Origin of the sequence: Candidatus Poriferisocius sp. (genome assembly GCF_965202595.1) — a bacterium.
GTDB lineage: Bacteria > Actinomycetota > Acidimicrobiia > Acidimicrobiales > Bin134 > Poriferisocius.
The window spans coordinates 1,355,013-1,376,179 of the sequence record NZ_OZ241836.1; the positions used below are offsets into that span (position 1 = coordinate 1,355,013).

General features: G+C 65.1%; 20 protein-coding genes and 1 tRNA gene. 5 read left to right on the forward strand and 16 right to left on the reverse strand.

The window, feature by feature from the left end:
- Positions 1 to 119 precede the first annotated feature (119 nt).
- The 4 genes from lipA to ACOGXC_RS06380 form a co-directional block, all read right to left on the reverse strand.
- The gene (lipA, locus tag ACOGXC_RS06365) at positions 120 to 1,853 is read right to left on the reverse strand and encodes a lipoyl synthase (RefSeq protein WP_419919857.1); all 1,734 of its coding nucleotides are present in this window, start codon (positions 1,851 to 1,853) and stop codon (positions 120 to 122) included.
- A gap of 75 nt (positions 1,854 to 1,928) precedes the next feature.
- The gene (locus ACOGXC_RS06370; protein WP_419919858.1) at positions 1,929 to 3,281 is read right to left on the reverse strand and encodes a dihydrolipoamide acetyltransferase family protein; all 1,353 of its coding nucleotides are present in this window, start codon (positions 3,279 to 3,281) and stop codon (positions 1,929 to 1,931) included.
- Between the two features lie 106 nt (positions 3,282 to 3,387).
- Entirely contained in the window at positions 3,388 to 4,785 is a 1,398-nt protein-coding gene (lpdA, locus tag ACOGXC_RS06375) for a dihydrolipoyl dehydrogenase (RefSeq protein WP_419919859.1), read from the reverse strand.
- A 352-nt stretch (positions 4,786 to 5,137) separates the two neighbouring features.
- On the reverse strand, positions 5,138 to 5,455 hold the full coding sequence (locus tag ACOGXC_RS06380) for a lipopolysaccharide assembly protein LapA domain-containing protein (RefSeq protein ID WP_419919860.1): 318 nt from the start codon (positions 5,453 to 5,455) through the stop codon (positions 5,138 to 5,140).
- A 125-nt stretch (positions 5,456 to 5,580) separates the two neighbouring features.
- Here ACOGXC_RS06380 and ACOGXC_RS06385 point away from each other — a divergent pair, with 125 nt between their 5' ends.
- A complete protein-coding gene (locus ACOGXC_RS06385; protein ID WP_419919861.1) occupies positions 5,581 to 6,477 on the forward strand; it encodes a TIGR01777 family oxidoreductase in 897 nt (298 codons plus the stop codon).
- A 275-nt stretch (positions 6,478 to 6,752) separates the two neighbouring features.
- Here the strand turns inward: ACOGXC_RS06385 and ACOGXC_RS06390 are convergent, their stop codons facing one another.
- The gene (locus tag ACOGXC_RS06390; RefSeq protein WP_419919862.1) at positions 6,753 to 7,211 is read right to left on the reverse strand and encodes a ribonuclease H family protein; all 459 of its coding nucleotides are present in this window, start codon (positions 7,209 to 7,211) and stop codon (positions 6,753 to 6,755) included.
- 160 nt (positions 7,212 to 7,371) lie between these two features.
- Between ACOGXC_RS06390 and aceE the strand changes: the two genes are divergently transcribed.
- Positions 7,372 to 10,062 (forward strand): pyruvate dehydrogenase (acetyl-transferring), homodimeric type, encoded by a 2,691-nt coding sequence (gene aceE, locus ACOGXC_RS06395; RefSeq protein WP_419920031.1) that lies wholly within the window; start codon positions 7,372 to 7,374, stop codon positions 10,060 to 10,062.
- Between the two features lie 117 nt (positions 10,063 to 10,179).
- Here the strand turns inward: aceE and ACOGXC_RS06400 are convergent, their stop codons facing one another.
- Positions 10,180 to 11,385, reverse strand: a complete 1,206-nt coding sequence (locus ACOGXC_RS06400) for an amidohydrolase family protein (RefSeq protein WP_419919863.1) — start codon at positions 11,383 to 11,385, stop codon at positions 10,180 to 10,182.
- Positions 11,386 to 11,538: 153 nt separating this feature from the next.
- Between ACOGXC_RS06400 and ACOGXC_RS06405 the strand changes: the two genes are divergently transcribed.
- The 3 genes from ACOGXC_RS06405 to ACOGXC_RS06415 all read left to right on the forward strand — a co-directional run bounded on the left by ACOGXC_RS06405 (position 11,539) and on the right by ACOGXC_RS06415 (position 13,653).
- A complete protein-coding gene (locus tag ACOGXC_RS06405) occupies positions 11,539 to 12,300 on the forward strand; it encodes an SDR family NAD(P)-dependent oxidoreductase (RefSeq protein ID WP_419919864.1) in 762 nt (253 codons plus the stop codon).
- Positions 12,301 to 12,451: 151 nt separating this feature from the next.
- Complete coding sequence (gene rpe / locus ACOGXC_RS06410) at positions 12,452 to 13,123, forward strand: ribulose-phosphate 3-epimerase (protein WP_419919865.1); 672 nt, start codon at positions 12,452 to 12,454, stop codon at positions 13,121 to 13,123.
- A gap of 2 nt (positions 13,124 to 13,125) precedes the next feature.
- Entirely contained in the window at positions 13,126 to 13,653 is a 528-nt protein-coding gene (locus ACOGXC_RS06415) for a hypothetical protein (protein ID WP_419919866.1), read from the forward strand.
- Between the two features lie 51 nt (positions 13,654 to 13,704).
- Here ACOGXC_RS06415 and ACOGXC_RS06420 read toward each other — a convergent pair whose 3' ends face one another.
- The 10 genes from ACOGXC_RS06420 to ACOGXC_RS06465 form a co-directional block, all read right to left on the reverse strand.
- Positions 13,705 to 14,295, reverse strand: a complete 591-nt coding sequence (locus ACOGXC_RS06420; protein WP_419919867.1) for an ATP-dependent Clp protease proteolytic subunit — start codon at positions 14,293 to 14,295, stop codon at positions 13,705 to 13,707.
- A 109-nt stretch (positions 14,296 to 14,404) separates the two neighbouring features.
- Positions 14,405 to 14,489 (reverse strand) — tRNA-Leu (locus tag ACOGXC_RS06425).
- Positions 14,490 to 14,503: 14 nt separating this feature from the next.
- Positions 14,504 to 15,193, reverse strand: coding sequence for an RdgB/HAM1 family non-canonical purine NTP pyrophosphatase (rdgB, locus tag ACOGXC_RS06430; protein WP_419919868.1), 690 nt, complete (start codon positions 15,191 to 15,193; stop codon positions 14,504 to 14,506).
- Entirely contained in the window at positions 15,193 to 15,924 is a 732-nt protein-coding gene (gene rph, locus ACOGXC_RS06435; protein WP_419920032.1) for a ribonuclease PH, read from the reverse strand. Before rph ends, rdgB begins: the two co-directional genes overlap by 1 nt.
- Positions 15,925 to 15,974: 50 nt before the next feature.
- Positions 15,975 to 16,715, reverse strand: coding sequence for an MBL fold metallo-hydrolase (locus ACOGXC_RS06440; RefSeq protein ID WP_419919869.1), 741 nt, complete (start codon positions 16,713 to 16,715; stop codon positions 15,975 to 15,977).
- Positions 16,716 to 16,944: 229 nt separating this feature from the next.
- Positions 16,945 to 17,895: a PLP-dependent cysteine synthase family protein gene (locus tag ACOGXC_RS06445; protein ID WP_419919870.1), complete on the reverse strand. Its 951-nt coding sequence runs from the start codon at positions 17,893 to 17,895 to the stop codon at positions 16,945 to 16,947.
- An 81-nt stretch (positions 17,896 to 17,976) separates the two neighbouring features.
- Complete coding sequence (locus ACOGXC_RS06450; protein WP_419919871.1) at positions 17,977 to 18,393, reverse strand: Mov34/MPN/PAD-1 family protein; 417 nt, start codon at positions 18,391 to 18,393, stop codon at positions 17,977 to 17,979.
- A 115-nt stretch (positions 18,394 to 18,508) separates the two neighbouring features.
- Positions 18,509 to 18,901, reverse strand: a complete 393-nt coding sequence (locus ACOGXC_RS06455) for a hypothetical protein (RefSeq protein ID WP_419919872.1) — start codon at positions 18,899 to 18,901, stop codon at positions 18,509 to 18,511.
- A gap of 157 nt (positions 18,902 to 19,058) precedes the next feature.
- Positions 19,059 to 20,141 (reverse strand): S-(hydroxymethyl)mycothiol dehydrogenase, encoded by a 1,083-nt coding sequence (locus ACOGXC_RS06460; protein ID WP_419919873.1) that lies wholly within the window; start codon positions 20,139 to 20,141, stop codon positions 19,059 to 19,061.
- 131 nt (positions 20,142 to 20,272) lie between these two features.
- Complete coding sequence (locus ACOGXC_RS06465; RefSeq protein WP_419919874.1) at positions 20,273 to 21,166, reverse strand: cell division protein FtsX; 894 nt, start codon at positions 21,164 to 21,166, stop codon at positions 20,273 to 20,275.
- Position 21,167 lies beyond the last annotated feature (1 nt).

A 21,167-nucleotide genomic window follows, 5' to 3' on the forward strand; every position in this document is an offset into this window, starting at 1 on the left:
CAAACACTCAGCCACCGGATACTCGACTGGATACACACCATCACGACTGGCACCGTAAACCATCCTGGTCACCAAACGCTCAGCCACCGGATACTCGACTCCTAGGAACTGCCTCACCATTATGCCCCTCTCACTTCGGCTGTCGATAGCAGAGCTTGGGAATAGGCCTGCTGGGCGTGGTGAGAACTCCGGGTCAGGGGACTGGCCTCCACATGGGAGAGGCCCAGCGACAGGCCGGCCTGCTGGTACCACTCGAACCGTTCGGGAGGCACCCAGCGAGCCACCGGCAGGTGATGGCTCGTGGGTCGCAGGTACTGGCCCACGGTAAGGATATCGGTGCCCACCGCGGCCAGATCGGCCATGGTCTGGGCCACTTCCTCGTCGGTCTCCCCCATCCCGACAATGATCGAGGATTTGGTGACCAGCCCCGCCCTCTTGGCCCGGCCCAGCACGGCCAGGCTGCGGGCATAACCGGCCGAGGGCCGTACCACCCGCTGGAGCCGAGCCACCGTCTCGATGTTGTGGTTCAACACGTCCGGTCGGGCGGCAAAGATCACGTTGAGAGCGCTGGGATCACCCCGGCAATCAGGGATGAGAACCTCCACCCGCGCCCCGGGGGTACGGCTGCGGACGGCGGCCACCGTGGCGGCAAAACCTGCGGCTCCCCCATCGGGCAGATCATCACGAGCCACCGCGGTGATGACCGCGTAGTCCAGATCCATGGCTTCCACCGCATCGGCAACCCGCTCGGGTTCGTCGGGATCGGGGGGTTCGGGATACCGGGTGTCCACCAGGCAGAACCCGCACGCCCGGGTGCAGCGCTCGCCGTTGATCATGAACGTGGCCGTGCCCTCGTTCCAGCACTCGTAGATGTTGGGACACCCGGCCTCCTCGCACACCGTCACCAGATCGCGATGGTGCAACACCGACCGCAGCCTGCGGAACTCGGGGCCGGTTCGCAGCGCCACCCGCAACCAGGGTGGCTTCCGCTCGGTTATGGCCAGCCCTTCCCCCAACCCGGCCTCGACCATCCGGGACTGCCGGCGAGCCTTATTATGGGCGACCCCGTCCGGTACCCGACCTCCGCTGAAGGGGACACGGGAGGGATGCTGCCGGCGACCCTCACCGTCGGTACCCCCGTCCGGTACCCGACCTCCGCTGAACGAGCTCAGATCATCGGGGCTGTGGCGCCAGGCCACATCGGCGCGATCCACTTCCCCCCGGCCCCAACGGTCGGCGGCCCGGACGGCTACCGCATCCACCACCTCCCTCATGGAAACTTCAAGCCCCTCGCCGGCCAGAGTGGTGACCGCCTTGTCGGGAATGCCACAAGGCACGATGCGGTCGAACCATTCCCGGTCGCAGTTCACGTTCAGGGCGAAACCGTGCATGGAGCGGGTGCGGTTGAGACGCACACCGATGGCCGCGATCTTGCGGGGATTGTCGCCCCCGGGTGCCACCCATACTCCGGGATAGTCGGCCAACCTACCGCAGCCCGTGAGCCCGAGATCACCCAGCACATCGATCAGGAGCTGCTCAACCGAGCGCACGTAGGCCACCGTGTCGGCCAGGCCCCCGCCCCGCTTGCCGGGCACGGTCATCACCGGGTAGCCGACGAGCTGGCCGGGACCGTGATAGGTGACGTCCCCACCCCGGTCGGTATGCACCAACTCGGCCCCCACATCGGCGGGGTCGACCAGGATGTTGGATTCGTTCCCCCTCAACCCCAGGGTGAACACGTGGGGGTGCTCCAGCAGCAGCAGGTAGTTGCCCTTCCGCTGGAGCAGGGCCTGCTGGCAAGCGTGGGCATCCCGATAGGCGACCCGACCCAACCATCGAATCCGAAGGCTCACGGCAAATCACCCACCGCCGGGGACACCATCGCCGGAAGCCCCATCGCATCTGAACAGCTCAAGGAATCTCGCAGATCACGGAATCTCGGCGTGCCAGTCGCGAGTTTCGATAATGGAGCGCAGGTGGTCGAGAAACGCGGCCACATAGGCTCCGTCGAAGGCCCGATGATCCCAGGCCAGGGCCAGCACGCCCACCGAGTGGATGGCGATGGCCTCGGTTCCGTCCTCCCCGGTTATGACCACCGGCCGGCGGCGAATGCCATCGGTGGACAGTATGGCCACCTGAGGCTGATTGATGATGGGAAACTGCATCATCGTGCCCCACTGGCCGGGGTTGGTGAGGGTGAAGGTGCCACCGGAGATCTCGTCGGCGTTCAGCTTCTTGGCCCGAGCTCGTTGCGACAGGTCCGCTATCTCCTGGGCTATGGGCACCAGACGCTTGCGGTCGGCATCTACGACCACCGGGGCCAGGAGTCCCTGGAAGTCGAGGTCCACGGCGACGGCCAGGTTCACGTAGTTGTGGACCACCAGCTCGCCGTCACCCACCGAGGCGTTGATGTGCGGGTAAGCGTGAAGGGAGTCGCACACCGCCCGGACAATGAACGGCAGGTAGGTCAGGCTGAAGCCGTTATCAGCCCGGAACTGCTGGCGATGGGCCTGGCGTACCTGCTCAACCCGCTCGAAATCCACCTCAACCGCAGTGAGCACATGGGGAGCCACAGCCTTGGATCGCACCATGTGCTCGCCAGTGATGCGGCGGATGTTGCTGAGGGGCACGATGGTGTCCCGCCCCGATGCTCGACTGGGAGCAGGGGGGGCCGAGGTCGGAGCCGGTGCCGGTGGGCCACCGGCCCTGCGATTCTGGCTAATTACCGCCTCGACATCGGCGCGGGTTATGCGCCCGCCCTTGCCCGTCCCGGTGATCCGTGAAGGGTCCAGCTCGTTGTCGTGGATAAGGCGGCGCACTACCGGTGACAGCACCATCGCCTCGCCGGTCAATAACTGAGCACTCGACTCCTCCACCAGCTCTGGGGAAGGTTCCGGCACGGGAGAAACCGGCACCGGCTCCGAAACCGGCACAGAAGGAAGCGGCACCGGCTCCGAAACCGGCACAGAAGGAAGCGGCACCGGCTCCGAAACCGGCACAGAAGGAACCGAGGCTGTGCCCGTCTCACCCAGAATGGCAATCACCGCCCCCACCTCCACGGTTTCACCCTCAGCGGCCACGATCTCCAACAACACCCCCGACATGGGGGATGGCACCTCGGAGTCCACCTTGTCGGTGGATACCTCGAAGAGGGGCTCATCCTCGGCAACCTCTTCCCCCACCTGCTTGAACCACTGGGTGATGGTCCCCTCCACCACCGTCTCCCCCAATTGGGGCATCCTGACCTCAGACATCAAATCCCCCCGATGCTTCTCTTCCATCCTGTTCAGACATCGAATCTCCGTACCGTTGCGGGCGAATACATGGTGCTCTTCCATCCTGTTCAGACATCGAATCTCCGTACCGTTGTGGGCGAATACATGGTGCTCAGTGCAGTGCCCGACCCGTCAATGACAGCACCGACTCGCCGAACAGCTCGCTCATGGTGGGGTGGGGCTGGATGAACTCGGCAACCTCGGGCACGGTGGCCTCCCAGTTCACGGCCAGGTAACCCTGGCCAAGCTGCTCGGTCACCCACGACCCCACCATGTGAACCCCGAGGATGCGCCCCCCGGTACCGTCAACAGACCGCTCGGCTATCACCTTGACCAATCCGTCGGTCTCCCCCACGATCATGGCTCGCCCGTTACCGGTGAACCGGTGCACGGAAGTGACCACGTTGTGCCCAGCCTCAATGGCCGACTCCTCGGTGTGGCCCACGAAGGCCACCTCGGGATGGGAGTAGATGGCCCACGGAACATTGGCATAGTCCACCGGTGTCGGCGACTCCCCCAGCAGGTGCTTAACCACCAGGATGGCCTCGGCAAAGGCCACGTGGGCCAACTGCGGGGTTCGGATCACGTCACCCACGGCGTAAACCCCCGGAAGGGATGTTTGGCAGTACTCATCCACTGCCACGTACCCCCCCTCGTCCTTTTTTACCCCAGCAGTGTCCAGACCCAGGCCGTCGGTGAATGGTTGGCGACCCACGCACACCACCACCACATCCACCGCGAGGGGATCGTTGCCCTCAATGTCGAGTTCGATGGCATCACCGGCGCTCCGGCAACTGTTGACAGTCACGCCCGATCTCACCTCGATGCCCCGCTTCCTGAACGCTCGCCCCAGCAGCCTCGCCACATCGTTATCGGCTCCCATCAGGATGCGGGGTAGAGCCTCCAGCACCGTGACTTCGGATCCGAGATCGGCCAGCAACGAGGCAAACTCCAACCCAATGGCCCCACCGCCGATGATCGCGGCCCGTTTCGGCAGGGCGGTTATGGACAGGAGGTCATCGCTGGTCATAATCCGCTCCCCGTCCACCTCAAAGCCGGGCAAGGTCCGGGGCACCGACCCGGTGGCCAAAATAACGTGATCGGCGGCAAGCGTGATCTCGCCCGATTCCCCACCCGAGACCGACACCGTTCGATCCGCCTCCAGCGAACCCCAGCCGTCCAGGAGGGTAACCTTCCGCCCCTCCAGTAGCTTGCTCACGCCCTTGTGGAGCTGATCCACGATCTGCTGCTTGCGAGCCTGGGCCGCCCCCATGTCCACCACCGGTGCCCCCGCGGTGATGCCGAACCGGCCGGCGTGAGCCACAGTGCGGTACACCGCCGCGGTCTCCAGCAGCTCCTTGGCCGGAATGCAACCCACGTGCAGGCAGGTCCCTCCCAACTTCTGCTTCTCGACCATGGCGACATCCAGGCCGGCGGCGGCCCCGTACAGCGCGGCGGCGTAGCCTCCAGGACCACCGCCCACCACCACCAGGTCATGGTCACTGCTCACGACCCCAGCTTACCGGTGCCCATCACCAGCGGTCATCCACCCAGCACCACCGTGGCTGATACCGCGACATTGCTGGCCTAGCTGTCCAGCCCGATGCCGGATCATCGCAGGATCAGCACCGCCTGAACCCACGCCAAATTATCACCTATTTCGATCTCGATAAATGCCGGGATTATCGCAGGATCAGCACCGCCTGAACCGCAAACGCAACCAGAATGGCCACCCCGCACAGAAGGGCCAGCAGGATCAACCGGCGGGTGCTCATGGTGGGCTCAGCGATTACGCCGCGCCGGCCATGGGCTCCCGCAGGGAAAACCGGCACCGCTGGTGCTCACGAGGCGGGAGGGGGGGTTCAGCGGTTACGCCGCCGGCCCATGTACCAGCTTGCGATCTCGGCGCAGACCACGCTGAGAACGATGGTGATCAGCAACAGCAGGAACAACGGCAGATCCCAGTCCCACCCCAGGAAGTTGACCTCCACCTCGCCTGTGTTCTGGGCGATGAACACGATAAGCGCCACTGCGGCCAGCGCGCCCAGAACCATTCGGGCGTTGATCCGGCGGAGCCCATCGGCGAGCGAGCGGGGAGCTGAGGGCTTCTCTCCCCCACCCTGCTCGATATCGAAAGGACGGTTCTCGCCGGGTGGTGTCTTCTCATCGGATGGAGGCACGGAACCACATTACCGGCCTCGCCCTCCAAGCTGCTGCTCCAGCAGAAACCGTTAGGCCCGAACGGATAAACGGCAATAGCAGGATTGCCCGCATCGAACCTTCCCCCCGACCGTAAAATGGGCCAATGCGAGTGGTAGTTGCCGGAGCATCGGGATTGATCGGAACCGCGCTGGTGAACCATCTCAATGCCGCCGGCCACGAGGTCATCCGGTTGGGGCGCGATCCAGCCGCCCGAGCCGACGACACCCGTTACTGGAACCCGGCCACCGGGGCCATCGACGACGATGCCTTCGACGGGGTCGAAGGAGTGGTAAATCTGGCCGGTGCGGGGATCGCAGACCGGCGCTGGACAAAAAACCGCCGCCGGGAGTTGCGGCGGAGCCGGGTTGGGGCCACCGAACTTTTGGTTGAAGCCATGATGGCCAACCCCAACCCACCGGGAGTGCTGGTGGCCGGATCGGCAGTCGGCTTCTACGGGGACCGGGGTGATGAGGTGCTGGATGAGGAATCCGGCCCCGGAACCGGTTTTTTGGCCACCCTGGTTGCCGATTGGGAGGCGGCCGCCACCAGCGCCACCGCGGCCGGTATTAGGGTGGCTCTGGCTCGCACCGGGCTGGTCATGGCCGAGAACGCGCCCTTCCTCACCCGGATGCTGCCCCTGTTCAAGCTGGGTTTGGGGGGACCGCTGGGTCGAGGCCGGCAATGGTGGCCGTGGATTACCCTGGAGGACGAGGTCCGGGCGCTGACCCACCTTCTGGAATCCGACATTGCCGGGCCGGTGAACTTGTGCGCCCCCAATCCGGTAACCAACCAGGAGTTCACCCGGACTCTGGCATCGGTGCTGCGCCGGCCCGCCTTCCTGGCTATCCCCCGGTTCGGTCCTCAACTCCTGCTGGGTCGCGAATTGGCCGACGAACTGCTGTTCTCCAGCACCCGTGCCCACCCCACCGCCCTCACCACCGCCGGGTTCGAGTTCCACCACCCCGACCTGGAAGCCACCCTGAGAGCTCTGCTCCAGTGAGCAACCGCCCCCCACTCAGAACAAGCTCTGCTCCCAAGCTCTGCTCCAGTGAGCAACCGCCCCCCACTCAGAACAAGCTCTGCTCCCAAGCTCTGCTCCAGTGAGCAACCGCCCCCCACTCAGAACAAGCTCTGCTCCCAAGCTCTGCTCCAGTGAGCAACCGCCCCCCACTCAGAACAAGCTCTGCTCCCAAGCTCTGCTCCAGTGAGCAACCGCCCCCCACTCAGAACAAGCTCTGCTCCCAAGCTCTGCTCCAGTGAGCAACCGCCCCCCACTCAGAACAAGCTCTGCTCCTCCACCTGGTACTGCTGATCGGCGGCTTCGGTGGCCAGACGGTCGGCCTCTTCGTTCCAGTAATCCCCGGAATGGCCCTTAACCTTGTGAAAAACAATGGATCGAGTTTGAAACTGCTCAATGATCTGCATCCACAGATCGCGATTGGCCACCGGCTTCTTGTCAGCCGTTCGCCAACCCCGGCGGAGCCACCCCTGCCACCACTCATCGCGAAAGCAGTTGACCACATAGGTCGAGTCGCTGTACACCTCCAGTGGCCCATCCAACGCCAGCAGCGCCTCCCGCACGCCCATCAGCTCCATCCGGTTGCTGGTGGTCTGTGGGGCACCGCCCGACCCGGACCGCCCATCGGGAACCACCCAGGCCCACCCTCCGGGACCGGGATTGCCCCGGCAAGCCCCATCGGTGTACACCACCGTGGGTTTCTCTGATTCGGTCATCTTCCTATGCTATAAGTATTGGTGCTTGGACTGGGTAATGGTCGGTGAATTTTTTTGACTCCGGCATCTTTCTGTGCTGGCAAAACAAACCCCGGAATTGAAACCATTGCGCCGTGACCATGAATTTTTCCCACCAAATTGAAAGCATTGTGCCGTGACCATGAATTTTTCCCACCAACTACCGGACACCGATCCGGATGAGACCCGGGAATGGCTCGACAGCCTCGACGCCGTGGTCAATGCTTTTGGCCGCCAGCGGGGACGGTACCTGCTGCGCCGCCTCCTGGACCGGGCCGACGAGTTGGACATGGGCTTGCCGGGCACGGTGCAGACACCGTATGTGAACACCATCCCCACCGCCCAGCAACCGTTCTTCCCCGGCGATGAGTTCATCGAGCGCCGCATCCGGGCCTTCATCCGATGGAACGCCGCGGTCATGGTGGTCAAGGCCAATAAGAAGGCCGACGGCATCGGTGGGCACCTGTCCACCTTCGCTTCCTCGGCCGCCCTTTACGACGTGGGGTTCAACCATTTCTTCCGGGGCAAGGAGGACGGGCGGCCCGGCGATGCCGTATACATCCAGGGCCACGCCGCGCCCGGCATCTATGCCCGAGCGTACCTGGAGGGTCGCCTGAGCGAATCGCAGCTCGACAACTTCAGGATGGAGATCGACGGCGACGGGCTGTCCAGCTACCCCCACCCTCGACTCATGCCCGACTTCTGGGAGTACCCCACCGTGTCGATGGGGTTGGGGCCCATCAACTCCATCTACCACGCCCGCTTCTACCGCTACCTGCACCACCGCCACATCGAGGACACCAGCGGGTCCCAGGTTTGGTGCTTCGTGGGTGACGGCGAGTGCGACGAACCCGAAACGTTGGGATCCATCTCGCTGGCGGGCCGGGCCAAGCTCGGCAACCTCATCTGGGTGGTGAATTGCAACCTCCAGCGCCTGGATGGACCGGTGCGGGGCAATAACAAGATCATCCAGGAGCTGGAGGGCAACTTCCGGGGTTCGGGCTGGAACGTGATCAAGGTGATCTGGGGGTCGCGCTGGGACGAGCTTCTGGTCAACGACGTCAACGGCGTGCTGCTGGAAAAGATGATGTCCACGGTGGACGGCGAGTACCAGCGCTACGCCACCGAATCGGGAGCCTACATCAGGGAGAACTTTTTCGGCCCCGACCCCCGCCTGCGCCAGATGGTGGCCCACCTGAGCGACCGGGAACTCCAGGACCTGCCCCGGGGCGGCCATGACTACCTCAAGCTGTACGCCGCTTACAAGGCCGCGGTGGAGACCACCGACCGGCCCACGGTGATACTGGCCAAGACCATCAAGGGCTGGACGCTGGGCGAGGGCCTGGAAGCCCGCAACGCCACCCACCAGATCAAGAAGATGACCACAGCCCAGCTCATGGAGCTGCGTTCCCGGCTCCGCCTGGAGGAGGAGATCCCCGCCGAGGCCCTCCAGGACGATGCCAACCCCCCTTACTACAAACCCCCGCCCGACTCCCCCGAGCACCAGTACCTGATGGCCCGCCGCCGGGAGCTGGACGGACCCCTGCCCACCCGGGTGGTGAACATCCGGCGGCCCCTCGAGCTGCCCGACGACAAGCTGTTCGCCGACTACGACGAGGGGTCCGGGGGCCGGCAGGTGTCCACCACCATGGTGTTCACCCAGATGCTGCGCAACATGATGCGCGACGAGGACTTCGGGGCCCGAGTGGTACCCATCGTGCCCGACGAGGCCCGTACCTTCGGCATGGACTCCCTGTTCCGGGAGTTCAAGATCTACGCATCCGAGGGTCAGCTCTATGAGCCGGTGGATCACGACCTGATGCTGTCCTACGCCGAGGGGCAGGACGGCCAACTCCTTCAGGAGGGCATCACCGAGGCCGGAGCGCTGGCTTCTTGGACGGCGGCGGCCACCAGCTACGCCACCACGGGCGTGCCCATGGTCCCGTTCTACTCCTTCTACTCCATGTTCGGGTTCCAGCGGGTGGGCGATCTGATCTGGTCGGCAGCCGATTCCCGGGCCCGGGGCTTTTTGATGGGAGCGACCGCGGGGCGCACCACCCTCATGGGCGAGGGATTACAACATCAGGACGGGCACAGCCACCTGATAGCCTCCACCGTACCGGCCTGTTGCGCCTACGATCCCGCGTTCGCCTACGAGCTGGGGGCCATCGTGCGGTCGGGGTTGGCTCGGATGTACGGCAACGGGGGTGGCGAGGACCTCTTCTACTACATAACCATCTACAACGAGAACTACCGCCAGCCCCGCCGGGCCGACTTCATCAGCGACGAGCAGATCCTGTCAGGCCTCTACCAGTGGAACCACCCGCTGAACGGCACTGACCAGCAGGCCACCGTCATTTTCTCCGGAACCGCCCACCAGGCGGCCCGGGATGCCCAGGCCGAGCTGGCCGAGCACTACCGGATAGGAGTGGATCTGCTGAGCGCCCCCTCGTTCAAGGCAGCCCGGGAGGAAGCTCTGGCCGTGGAGCGGTGGAACCGCCTCCATCCCGGGGAGGAACCCAGAGTGCCGATGGTCACCCAACGGCTCGGCGGGGGCCGGGGGCCGGTGGTGGCGGTAACCGACTTCATGACCCTGGTACCCGACCAGATCTCCCGTTGGGTTCCCCGCCCTTTCATCCCGCTGGGCACCGACGGTTTCGGTCGCTCCGGCACCCGGGAGTCGTTGCGCCGCTTCTTCGAGATCGACGCCCCCAGCGTGATCGTCGCCGTTTTGAGTGGCCTGGTCGCGTGCGGCGACCTCGATCCCGCAATCGCGACCGATGCCATCACCCGCTACGACCTCCGCCGCCCTCACCGCGACCCCACCGGTTAGAAACCCGCTACGACCTCCACCGCCCCCACCGCGACCCCACCGGTTAGAAACCCATTACGACCTCCGCCGCCTCACCGGTTAGAAACCGGGCCCTGGGTGGGTTTTCCACCAGGGGTGTCAGGCCGGTTGGAGCCGGTTCAGCTCGGTGACGTTGTCCAGCAGGATCTTCTGCTTGGTGGGGTCGTCGAAGCCCTTGTCCTTCAGCTCCACCAGGTAGTCCAGCGGTTGGGGCATGCCCTCAATGTGGGGCCAGTCACTGCCGAAGATCACCCTATCGGGACCCATGTACTGAACCACTTCGGCCACGTCGTCCTCCCAGAAGGGGTTGATCCACACGTGGCGACGGAACAGCTCGGAGGGATCCTCTTTGAACCACCCGACGTTCTTCTTGGTGGCCTGGCCCAGCTTGCGGAACATGTCGCCCAAGAACTGAGAGCCGTTCTCGACCGAGGCAACCCTCAGGTTGGTGAACCGCTCGAACAGTTTCTCCAGCGCCAGGGTGATCAGGTAGTCGTAGGCGGCCCGCTCGATGTTGTAGGCCTTGATGCTGGGCTTGTACTTGCGCTGTTTGGCCATGCCGGCCGAGCCGAAGCCGTCCACGTCGTAGCCCTGGGTGGTGTAGCCGCTGTCGCCGGCGTGGACCACCGCACAGATGCCGGCCTCGTTGATCCGGGCCCAGAACGGGTCGAAGTGCTCGTCGGCCGGTGACTTGAATCCGTCCGCGGTCCACACCGCCGCCGGCCGCATCACGATGGTGCGGGCACCGCGGTCCAGGCACCATTCCAGCTCCTCACAGGCCCACTCGACATCGCCCAGCGCAATGTAGGGGGAAGCGTAGAGGGTGTCCCGGTAGGAGAAACCCCACTGCTCGTCCAACCAGCGGTTGAAGCCCCGGAACAAGGCGCACACAGCGGCGATGTCGGTCTTGATCAGCTCCTCGTAGAGCACTCCCAGCGTGGGGAACAACCACACCGACCGCAGCCCCTGCTCAGCCACCTTGTCCGCCCGGGCATCCCGGTCATCCACGTAGTAGCGGGGCAACTGCTCCCGCCTGCTCAACATGTCGGCGGGGTTCCGACCCTCGGGATTGCCCCTGAAGTAGTCGTGCATCGCTCCGGGCAGCGCGATTGGATCCCAGGTGGGGTTGACCACCGCATGGCTGATCTTTCCCCCCACCAGGTGGTAGCGGCGACCGTTCACCTCAGCCCACTGCACGCAACGGGGTTGCATGGCCGGTTCGACATGGCGGGTGAAGGCATCCACCGCCTCGTAGTAGTGGTTATCGCAGTCGAAGGGGGTATAACCGAGCTCATCCACGGTCACCAGGCTACCGCGTGCACGGGCGGCATTGCTGATAGATGAGGGTTCCAACTTTGGAAGCACCGCCGCTGAAGGCAGAGATGGGGCGAGCACCGGACACGCGGTGATGGATGAAGGTTCCAACTTTGAAAGCACCGCAGCCGGTAACGTCGATGAATGGATAGGTTCGATCTGGATGGGCGAGTGGCCATCGTCACCGGTGCCTCCCGGGGAATCGGTTGCGCGCTGGCGCTGGGGTTGGCCGAGGCGGGGGCGAAGGTGGTGGCGGCCAGCCGCACGCTGGAGGCTTGCCAAGACCTGGCCGATCGAATAGTCGCGGCCGGCGGGGAGGCTCTGGCCGTCCAGGTGGATGTTGGCTGCCTCGACCAGCATCAACCGCTGCTGGAGGCCACCATCGGCCACTTCGGCCGCCTCGACATCCTGGTTAACAACGCCGGGATCCTGCGCCCCCACCTCACCACCCGGGTCACCCCCGAGGAGCTGGACGACATACTGGCGGTAAACCTCAAGGGGCCTCTCTTTTTGTCGCAGGCGGCGCTGGATCACCTGGCAGCCGGCGGGACCGGGTCCATCATCAACATCGGGGCACTGGGGGCCTTCCAGCCGATGGAGGGCATCGGGGCCTACTGCGCCGCGAAGGCAGCCATGGCCAACTGGACCACCACCATGTCCCGGGAGTGGGCCGCCCGGGGAGTGCGGGTGAACCTGCTGGTGCCCGGCCCCGTGGCCACCGACATGATCCTGCCCCGGGATCCCCAGGCCCGAGCCCGCTTCGAGGACGAGGTGGCGGCCGAAACCATCTTCGGCCGCCTCGGCATCCCCGATGATCTGGTGGGAGCCGCGGTGTTCCTGGCTAGCGATGCCTCTGCGTTCATGAGCGGCCGCCCGGTGTTCGTGGACGGCGGAATGCTGCGCTGAATCGCCTCGGCAGGACGAAGACACCGGAGCAGGATGAAAGGTGCGCGTTCGCAAACCCGACACCGGGCGTGTCGAACCCATCGGATGATCCAGCAACTCGCGGGGATGAAAGGTGCGCGTTCGCAAACCCGACACCGGGTAGGGTCGGATCATGGCCTTTGAGGTGCTGATCGCCCCCTCGGTGCTACCTGCCGATTTTGCCCGCTTGGGCGAGGAGTGCACCGGTTTGGAGAAGGCCGGGGCCGACCGGATCCACTGGGACGTGATGGATGGGCGGTTCGTGCCCAACCTCACCTTCGGCCCCGACGTGATCGCCTCCGTCCGACCCCTGGTATCGCTACCGTTCGAGGCTCACCTGATGGTCGAGGCTCCCCATGAGCTGGCCCACCGTTACGCGGCGGCGGGCTGCGACCTGCTCACCGTACATGTCGAGGCCTGCCCCCACCTGCACCGCACGCTGGGAGCTGTTCGAGAATTGGGGATGGACGCCGGTGTAGCCCTGAACCCAGCCACCCCGGCATCGGCGGTGGCCCATGTACTGGATCTGTGTCAACTGGTGCTGGTGATGACCGTCAACCCCGGCTGGGGTGGCCAGTCCTACATCGCCGCCATGGAATCCAAAGTGGCCGAAGTCCGGGCGATGATCGACGAGGGTGGCCACGATGTGAAAGTAGAGGTGGACGGTGGCATCGGCCCGGTCACCATCACCGCCGCCGCCCGGGCCGGGGCCGAGGTGTTCGTGGCCGGAAGCGCGGTGTTCTCCGACAACCTGGGGTTCGACCACGCGATCACCGAGTTGCGGAGAGCAGCCACCGGCCACTGACCATGCAAAACCGGCAGGAATGCGATCACCGAGTTGCGGAGAGCAGCCACCGGAAACCGGTTGCGACCTCGCTAGTAACACTGCTGGCCGCCGCCGCGGTTTTATCGGCAATGGGGGCATGTGGTGGGGATCAGCCCGACCTGGCTGCTTTCTGCCAGAAGCTCGGTGCTGCCTCCGGGCCCGAGGGAGCGCTGGCCTCGCTCGCCCCCAACGACCCGAATGCTGCCGAGGTGGCCGCCAAGGAGTTGGAAGACCTGCGCAGGATCGCACCTTTGGAGATCAGACCATCGCTGACCACTATCAATGCCACCATGGGCCTGGTTCTCGCGGCGTTTGAGGATCCCGATGGCAACAGCCGCCAGAGCTTGCAGAGGATGGAGAACGAGATGGCCGCCTACACCGAGGCAGCCAGCAAGTTGGACGGTTTTGCCGCCGACCACTGCGGATTGGAACTGAACCCCGCGATTCCAGCCCCCACCATCAACCCCGACCGGATCACCGAGGAGGTGGAATTGAACGTGAAGGGCTAATCACGATGACGTGGTCAATAATGCCGGGCCCGCAGACACCACCACACCGAATCAGATCATCTCACCGCGCTTGACGATGACGTGGTCAATAATGCCGTACTGCTTGGCCTGTTCGGCGGTGAACCAGCGGTCCCGGTCGGAGTCGATCTCGACCTGTTCCATCGACTGGCCGGTGTGGTGAGCTATGCGCTCGGCCAGAAGCGCCTTCACATAGGCGTGCTGCTCGGCCTGGATGGCGATGTCGGAGGCCTGCCCCCGAACCCCACCGAGGGGCTGGTGCATCATGATCCGGGCATGGGGCAGGGCGTAACGTTTGCCGGGCGCGCCGGCGCACAGCAGGAACTGGCCCATCGAGGCCCCGAGGCCCATGCAGATGGTTCCCACATCCGGGGCGATGAACTGCATGGTGTCGTAGATCGCCATGCCCGAGGTGACCGATCCGCCCGGGGAGTTGATGTACAGCCAGATGTCCTTCTCGGGATCCTCGCCCTCCAAGTACAGGAGCTGGGCGGTTATGTAGTTGGCGATGTCGTCATCCACATCGGTTCCCAGGAAAACGATGCGGTTCTTCAACAACCGGTTGTAGATCTCGAATGCGCCGCGGTCGGGGCTGCCCGGCTCGAACATGGCGGGGGTGGTCATGGCCCAAGCGTACCGGCCCACCACCATTGCCCAGCCATCCAACCCCGACCCCACCCCAAAAGTGCGCCAGGTGGGACACCCCCATCCAACCCCGACCTCACCCCAAAAGTGCGCCAGGTGGGACTCGAACCCACACGGGCTTTCGCCCACAGGGACCTAAACCCTGCACGTCTGCCGAATTCCGCCACTGGCGCGCGGTGGGGCCAGGTTATAGGCCGAGTCGGGTGGCAAGGGCGCGGAATGCTCGGCCTCGATGGGACAGGGCGTTCTTCTCCCCAGCCGGCATTTCGGCAAAGGTTCGCCCCCCTCCCCCTTCGGGAACGAAAATCGGGTCGTAACCGAACCCCCGATCACCCCTCGGGACCGTGGCGATGCTGCCGGCGACAACCCCCTCGGCCATCACCTCGGTGCCATCGGGGAAGATCACCACCGCCACCGTGCGAAAGCGGGCCGACCGGTTGGACACTCCCTCCATGGCGGCCAACAACCGGGCTCTGTTGGCAGCATCGTCAGCGTGGTCGCCGGCGTAGCGGGCCGACCGCACTCCTGGATCACCCCCCAGAGCGGTCACTTCCAAGCCAGTGTCGTCGGCCACTGCGGCCTGGCCGGTGTGCCGGCACACCGCGGCCGCTTTCAGCCGGGCGTTGGCCTCGAGGGTGTCGCCGTCCTCAACCACCTCTCCCAAATCACCGGGCCGAGCCAACAGTTCCACGACTGGTCCTGAAACGGTCGATCCCGAAGGCCTCGCCACTGACCCCGAAACAGTTGATTCCAAAACCGCTGACTCCAGGATGGTGGCGATTTCAGCCAGTTTGTGGGGATTGGCAGTGGCCGATACCAACCGCAGCCGAGGCGGGTCGGCCAACCGCATAGTGGTGCAGGGCGGCCAACCGGACATCACCGCAGCCGGAGCGGGTCGGCCAGAAGCTGGTTCTGCTGAGCGATGATCTGCTCGATCCCCGAGCGGGCCAAGTCCAGGAGCGTGTCCAACCGGTCCCGGCGGAACGGTTGCCCCTCGGCGGTGCCCTGAACCTCCACAAAGCAACCCGATTCGGTCATGACCACGTTCATGTCCACCTCGGCGGCCGCATCCTCCTCATAGGGCAAATCAAGCGACGGCGTACCGTTGACGATCCCCACCGACACCGCAGCACACGCCTCTGTGATGGGGTGCTGGTCGATCTCGCCCCGGGCCAGCAACCGGGTGAAGGCATCGTGCAGGGCGATGTAGGCCCCGCTGATGGCGGCGGTGCGGGTACCGCCATCGGCCTGCAACACATCGCAGTCGCAGACCACTTGACGTTCCCCCAACCTGGTGGCATCGGTCACCGCCCGCAGGGAGCGTCCGATCAGCCGCTGTATCTCCTGGGTGCGACCTGATTGGCGGCCCCGAGCCGCTTCCCGGTTGACCCGCTCGGATGACGAGCCCGGAAGCATGGAGTACTCGGCGGTGACCCAGCCTCTGCCCTGTCCTCTCATCCAGCGGGGAACCGAACGATCAACCGATGCCGTGCACAACACCCGGGTACGCCCGAACGAGACCAGCACCGATCCATCGGCCATCTCGGTGAAGTCCCGCTCAAAGCCGATGGGCCGCAACTCATCAAAGGCCCGACCATCACCTCTCATACTGCTCATTTCTCATACCGACACCCCTTTTGGCTGCTCATTTCTCGCCCTCATACCTGGTAAATCCAATCCTGTTTCGCCACGTCCACCGGTTGGCCGAACGACTCCGAAGCCTCGCGCGCCATGGCACCGGCATCAGAGCCGGGGATCAGATGAGTCAGTAGCAGTTTCTCAACCCCGGCCGCCGCGGCCATCGCCCCGGCCTGCCGGGCGCTGAGATGGGGGGCATCCGGGTGGCGGTCGGCCTCGGTGAAGGTGGCCTCGCACAGGGCCAGATGGATGCCTCGGCCCAGTTGCTCGAATGACCAACCCGGGGCGGTGTCGGCCGAGAAGGCGAAGCTGCGGCCCCCGCAGTCCACCCTCGGGGCCAACGTCTCCACCGGGTGATCGGTGCGGGAGAAGCGCCACTGCTGGTCGGCAATACTCATCCGATCCTCCGAGGAGATCCGGCGCCAATCGAAGATGGGGGCCAGGTCGTCCTTACCCAGCAGGGCACAGGCCATCGACCGCGTACCGGCGGTTCCGTACACCGGTAATCGCTTGTCTCCCACGTAGTGGCGAAAGGCAGTGAACGCCAGGGCCAGGTCGGTCCAATGATCGGCGTGCTGATGGGTGATGACCACGGCGTCGAGGTCGGCCAGATCGCAGTGCCGCTGAAGGTTGGCCATGGTACCGGGCCCGGTGTCCAGCCAAACCCGGGCCCCCGGGGAGGTCACCAGATACCCGGTACAAGCCATACCGGGACCGCTGTAAGAACCCGAACACCCCAAGACGGTGATGCTCAGCGCCATGGGGGGATGCTCAGTTCCATAGGGGGGCAGGCACTAAAATGAACGGCCCCGACTCTGGCGGGTGTGAGTCGGGGCCGTTCCGCTGGAGCTGTGCTCCAGCGTTGGTGGTGTGGTTTGGGAGACCTAACCTTAGCCGAACAACCAACGTGTTGCACATCATGGAGCAAAAAAACTGCTCGGAATTATGAATATCCGGATAATAATTCTTGTCGAGGTCGAAACACACCGTTCAGAAGTAGATGATCCCCCCGGCCCGGGCCGCTACCTGGTCCAAGGGGTCGGTCCACGCTCCGGTTGACAGGTATTTCCAACCTCCGTCGGCCGACACCACCACCACCGTCGCCTGGTCGATCCGTTCAGCCACCCGAGCCGCCCCGGCCAGCGCCGCACCGGTGGAGATGCCGGCGAAAATGCCCGCCTCCTCGGACAAGCGCCGGGTCCACTGGATCGACTCCCGGGGTCGGACGATGCGCTTGCCGTCGAGCAACTCATCACCGCCCCACTTTTCGTAGACCGGGGGGATGAACCCGTCGTCCAGGCTGCGGAGGCCGTCAACCGTCTCGCCCGCGGGAGGTTCCACGGCCAGCACCTGAACCGAGGGATTGCGCTCCTTGAGATAAGCCCCGACCCCCATGAGAGTACCGCTGGTACCCAGGCCCGACACGAAATGGGTGACCCCGGGGCAGTCGGCATAGATCTCCGGGCCGGTGGTGCCGTAGTGGGCCCGGGGGTTGGCTTCGTTGCCGTACTGGTAGAGGAAGGCCCACTCCGGGTTGTCGTCGGCCAGCTTCAGAGCCAGGCGCACGGCCCCGTTGGAGCCCTCAGCGCCGGGCGACCAGATGATCTCGGCCCCGAACACCTCGAGAAGCTGCCGGCGCTCGGGCGAGACATTCTCGGGCATGACGATCTTGATGGGGTAACCCCGGATGCGAGCGATCATGGCCAGCGCGATGCCGGTGTTGCCCGACGACGGTTCGATGATGGTGCGACCGGGCACCAGCGTGCCGTCGGCCTCGGCCTCGAGGATCATCTGGCGGGCCACCCGATCCTTGACCGACCCGGCCGGGTTCATTCCCTCCAGCTTGATGTGGATGGACACCGCCGGGTTGGGGGACAGTGCGGTGACATCCACCATCGGGGTGTTCCCGATGAGGTCGATGACCGATTCGTGCAATGCCACCGGCCTCAGGCTACTCCCCCACCGCCACCGGCTCCTCCATGGTGCGACATATCGTCCATTTCGGAGGGGTCACGCTTCAGGCTACTCCCCCACCGCCACCGGCTCCTCGGCTATGGCACCGTTGAGGATGCGGTAGCAGCGCAACGCCGGCTCGGGATCCTTGAGCGACACGATCACGTAGAGCAGAGCTCCGAACGGGTCGAAAGCCGAGGCATCGTGCACATCGGTGGGTGACGGGTAGGCGGTGGTATGGGTGTGGGAGTGCATCACCGCCACCAGCGCGAGACCCTCGGCATCGGCGGTGCGCTCTGCCCGAAGGTGCTCGACCTCGTCGAAGCGGTAGATGCGGCTGGACCGTGCCGCGTTTCGCATCGGGAAGAACCGGGTAACCTGCTCCGCCCCCACCGGCGCGGCCAGCAGCCCGCAGGCCTCGTGCGGCAACCCCGACAGCGCGTGGGCCACCACCTCTGCGTAAACCTCCGCAGTCAACCGCAACACCCACCCACGCTACCCGCCGCCGGTGGGGTGGCGGCCACGCAGGAAAGGGACGGACTGGGTCGGAACTTCCTTCACAACCTGGTCGCCGTTGACGGCCACGTCCGAAAGGGACGGACTAGCGGTGGGATGGTCCCGCCACGGGATAGGCGATGGTTTGCTCGAACACGGCGCGCAGGGCCTCGGCATCGCGGGTGAAGTCCTCACCCGCGCGGACATCCGCGTTCCAGGGCGGTGCCGGGGCCCACCATGGCGGCATCTCCGAACCGCCATCGGGAGTCTCCTCGGGGATGAAGGCCAGGCACCACTGCCACGAACCCTTCTGACCTCCCTCCTGCTCCCCGGGATAGCCACCGGGAGGAACCAAGGCATAGGTGAAACCCGGTCCGGGACCCGATTTGTCGATGGCTCGAGACGAGACCCGGCGGGAGTACGGAAGCCGGGCGGCTACGAACGGCAGGATCAGCAGCAGCAGGACGATGACGGCGGTCACCACCGTGGTCAGGCTCATGTCAGGCATGTCAAGTGTCTCCATCCAGAGCAGGCCGAATACCTACTCGAGCAACACAGGCCCCATTAGCCCCACCCGCAACGAGATACAGGGTATAACGATGCCTCCCGAGCGTCAACCCGTATCCGGATTTAACCGGGAACCCAGCCGGGGGGCCTCAGATCGCCACCACCGAGCGAAGCACCTCTCCCCGCTCCATGCGGTGGAACGCCTCCTCCACGTCCTCCAACGAGATGGTTTCCGATACGAACCGCTCCAGGTTCAACCGCCCCTGAAGGTACAGATCGATCAGCATGGGGAAGTCCCGCGACGGTAGGCAGTCGCCGTACCACGACGACTTGAGCGCACCACCCCGGCCGAACACCTCGATCATCGGTAGCTCGATGCGCATCTCCGGGTTGGGAACCCCCACCAGTACCACCACTCCGGCCAGATCCCGAGCGAAGAAGGCCTGCTCGTAGGTCTGGGGCAGCCCGACGGCATCAATGGCCACATCCACCCCGTTCCCGCCGGTCAGAGCCCGGATGCGCTCCACCGGGTCCTGCTTGGTGGAGTTGATCGTATGGGTGGCGCCGAACTCCCGGGCCCATTCCAGCTTGGTGTCGTCGATGTCCACCCCGATGATGGTGTGGGCCCCGGCCAGCCTCGCCCCCTCGATGGCCGCGTCACCCACGCCGCCGCAGCCGAATACAGCCACCGAATCGCCCCGACCCACCCCACCGGTGTTCATGGCCGCACCCAAACCGGCCATCACCCCGCAACCGATGAGTCCGGCAACCTCGGGGCTGGCCTGCGGATCGACCTTGGTGGCCTGGCCCGCGGCCACCAGTGTCTTCTCGGCGAAAGCCCCGATCCCCAGAGCCGGTGACAGCTCCCGGCCGTCGAGCGTCATCTTCCGGGTGGCGTTGTGGGTGGCGAAGCAGTACCACGGGCGGCCCCGCATGCACGACCGGCATTGACCGCACACCGCTCGCCAGTTGAGTATCACGAAGTCGCCGGGAGCCACGTTGATCACCCCCTCACCCACCGACTCCACCACCCCGGCCGCCTCATGGCCCAAAAGGAACGGAAACTCATCGTTGATGGCCCCCTCCCGGTAGTGCAGATCGGTATGGCACACGCCGCACGCCTGCACGGCTACCACGGCCTCACCCGGGCCGGGGTCGGGCACCACTATGGTCTCGATGCTGACCGGCTCCCCCCTGGCCCTGGCGATAACGGCTCGAACCTGCTGTGCCACCTGCTGCTCCCTTCTCGCGCCCTCCGAAACCTACTACGCCCGGGCTACCCGCAGGCGCTCAGGTGTCCAGGAACCGCTAGGGGCGGTGCTGGTGGGTCTCCATGGCCGCGTCGGGGGCAACCACCAGGCACTCAGGTGTCCAGGAACCGGCTGACCGCGATACCCGAGCCCACCGTGCCCACAACCGCACCCAGGCCCACCATCTGGAAGCCCAGCGTCCATACCCGGGAGGGATCGACGGTGAAACCCCGCAAGAGCTCCAGCGAAACGTCGTCGTTGATCACCCTGAAGAAGTTGTTGGTCAACCAGATCAGCGGTATGGCGATCACCCCGCCTATGAGCCCCTGAATGAGTCCCTCGAACATGAACGGCACCCGGATGAACCAGTTGGTGGCCCCCACCAGCTTCATCACCTCTATGTCCCGCCGGCGGGAGAACAGGGCCATGCGGATGGTGTTCAGAATCAGCACCGCCGCGACCACCAGCAAGATGATGGCGATGATGATCACCCTCTGGCGCAGCCCGCTGGACAGGTCCTCGATGGCCCGTATGGTCTCGCTGGCCGTGACCACCTTGGCCACCCCGGGTTGGGTCCGAAAGGCACCGGCCAGCTCGTCCACCCGCTCCGGCAGGGTATCGGTGGGCCTGACCCTGAACGATGCCGGCAGCCGCTCGGGAGTGATCACGCTCACCAGCTCGGGGGAGTCCCCCAGCAGGTCCTGCACCTCGGCGTAGGCCTCGTCCTTGCCCACATGGGTGAACCCGCTGATCTCGGGGGAGTTCTCCAGTTGGCGGCGGATGTCGGCCTCCAGCTCGGGAGTGATGTCGGGGTCCATGAACACGATGAACTCCACCCCGTCCTTCCAGCGGACGGTGGCGTTGTCCACCGCGTCGCCAAACAGCAGGGCCGCGCCCAGAAGCGTCAGCGAAACCGTGACGGTGATTACGGTGGCCAGGGTTAGGGTTATGTTGCGACGGAAGTTGCCGACCGTCTCCCGCAGGACGTAGTCCAACCTGAGGTTCATC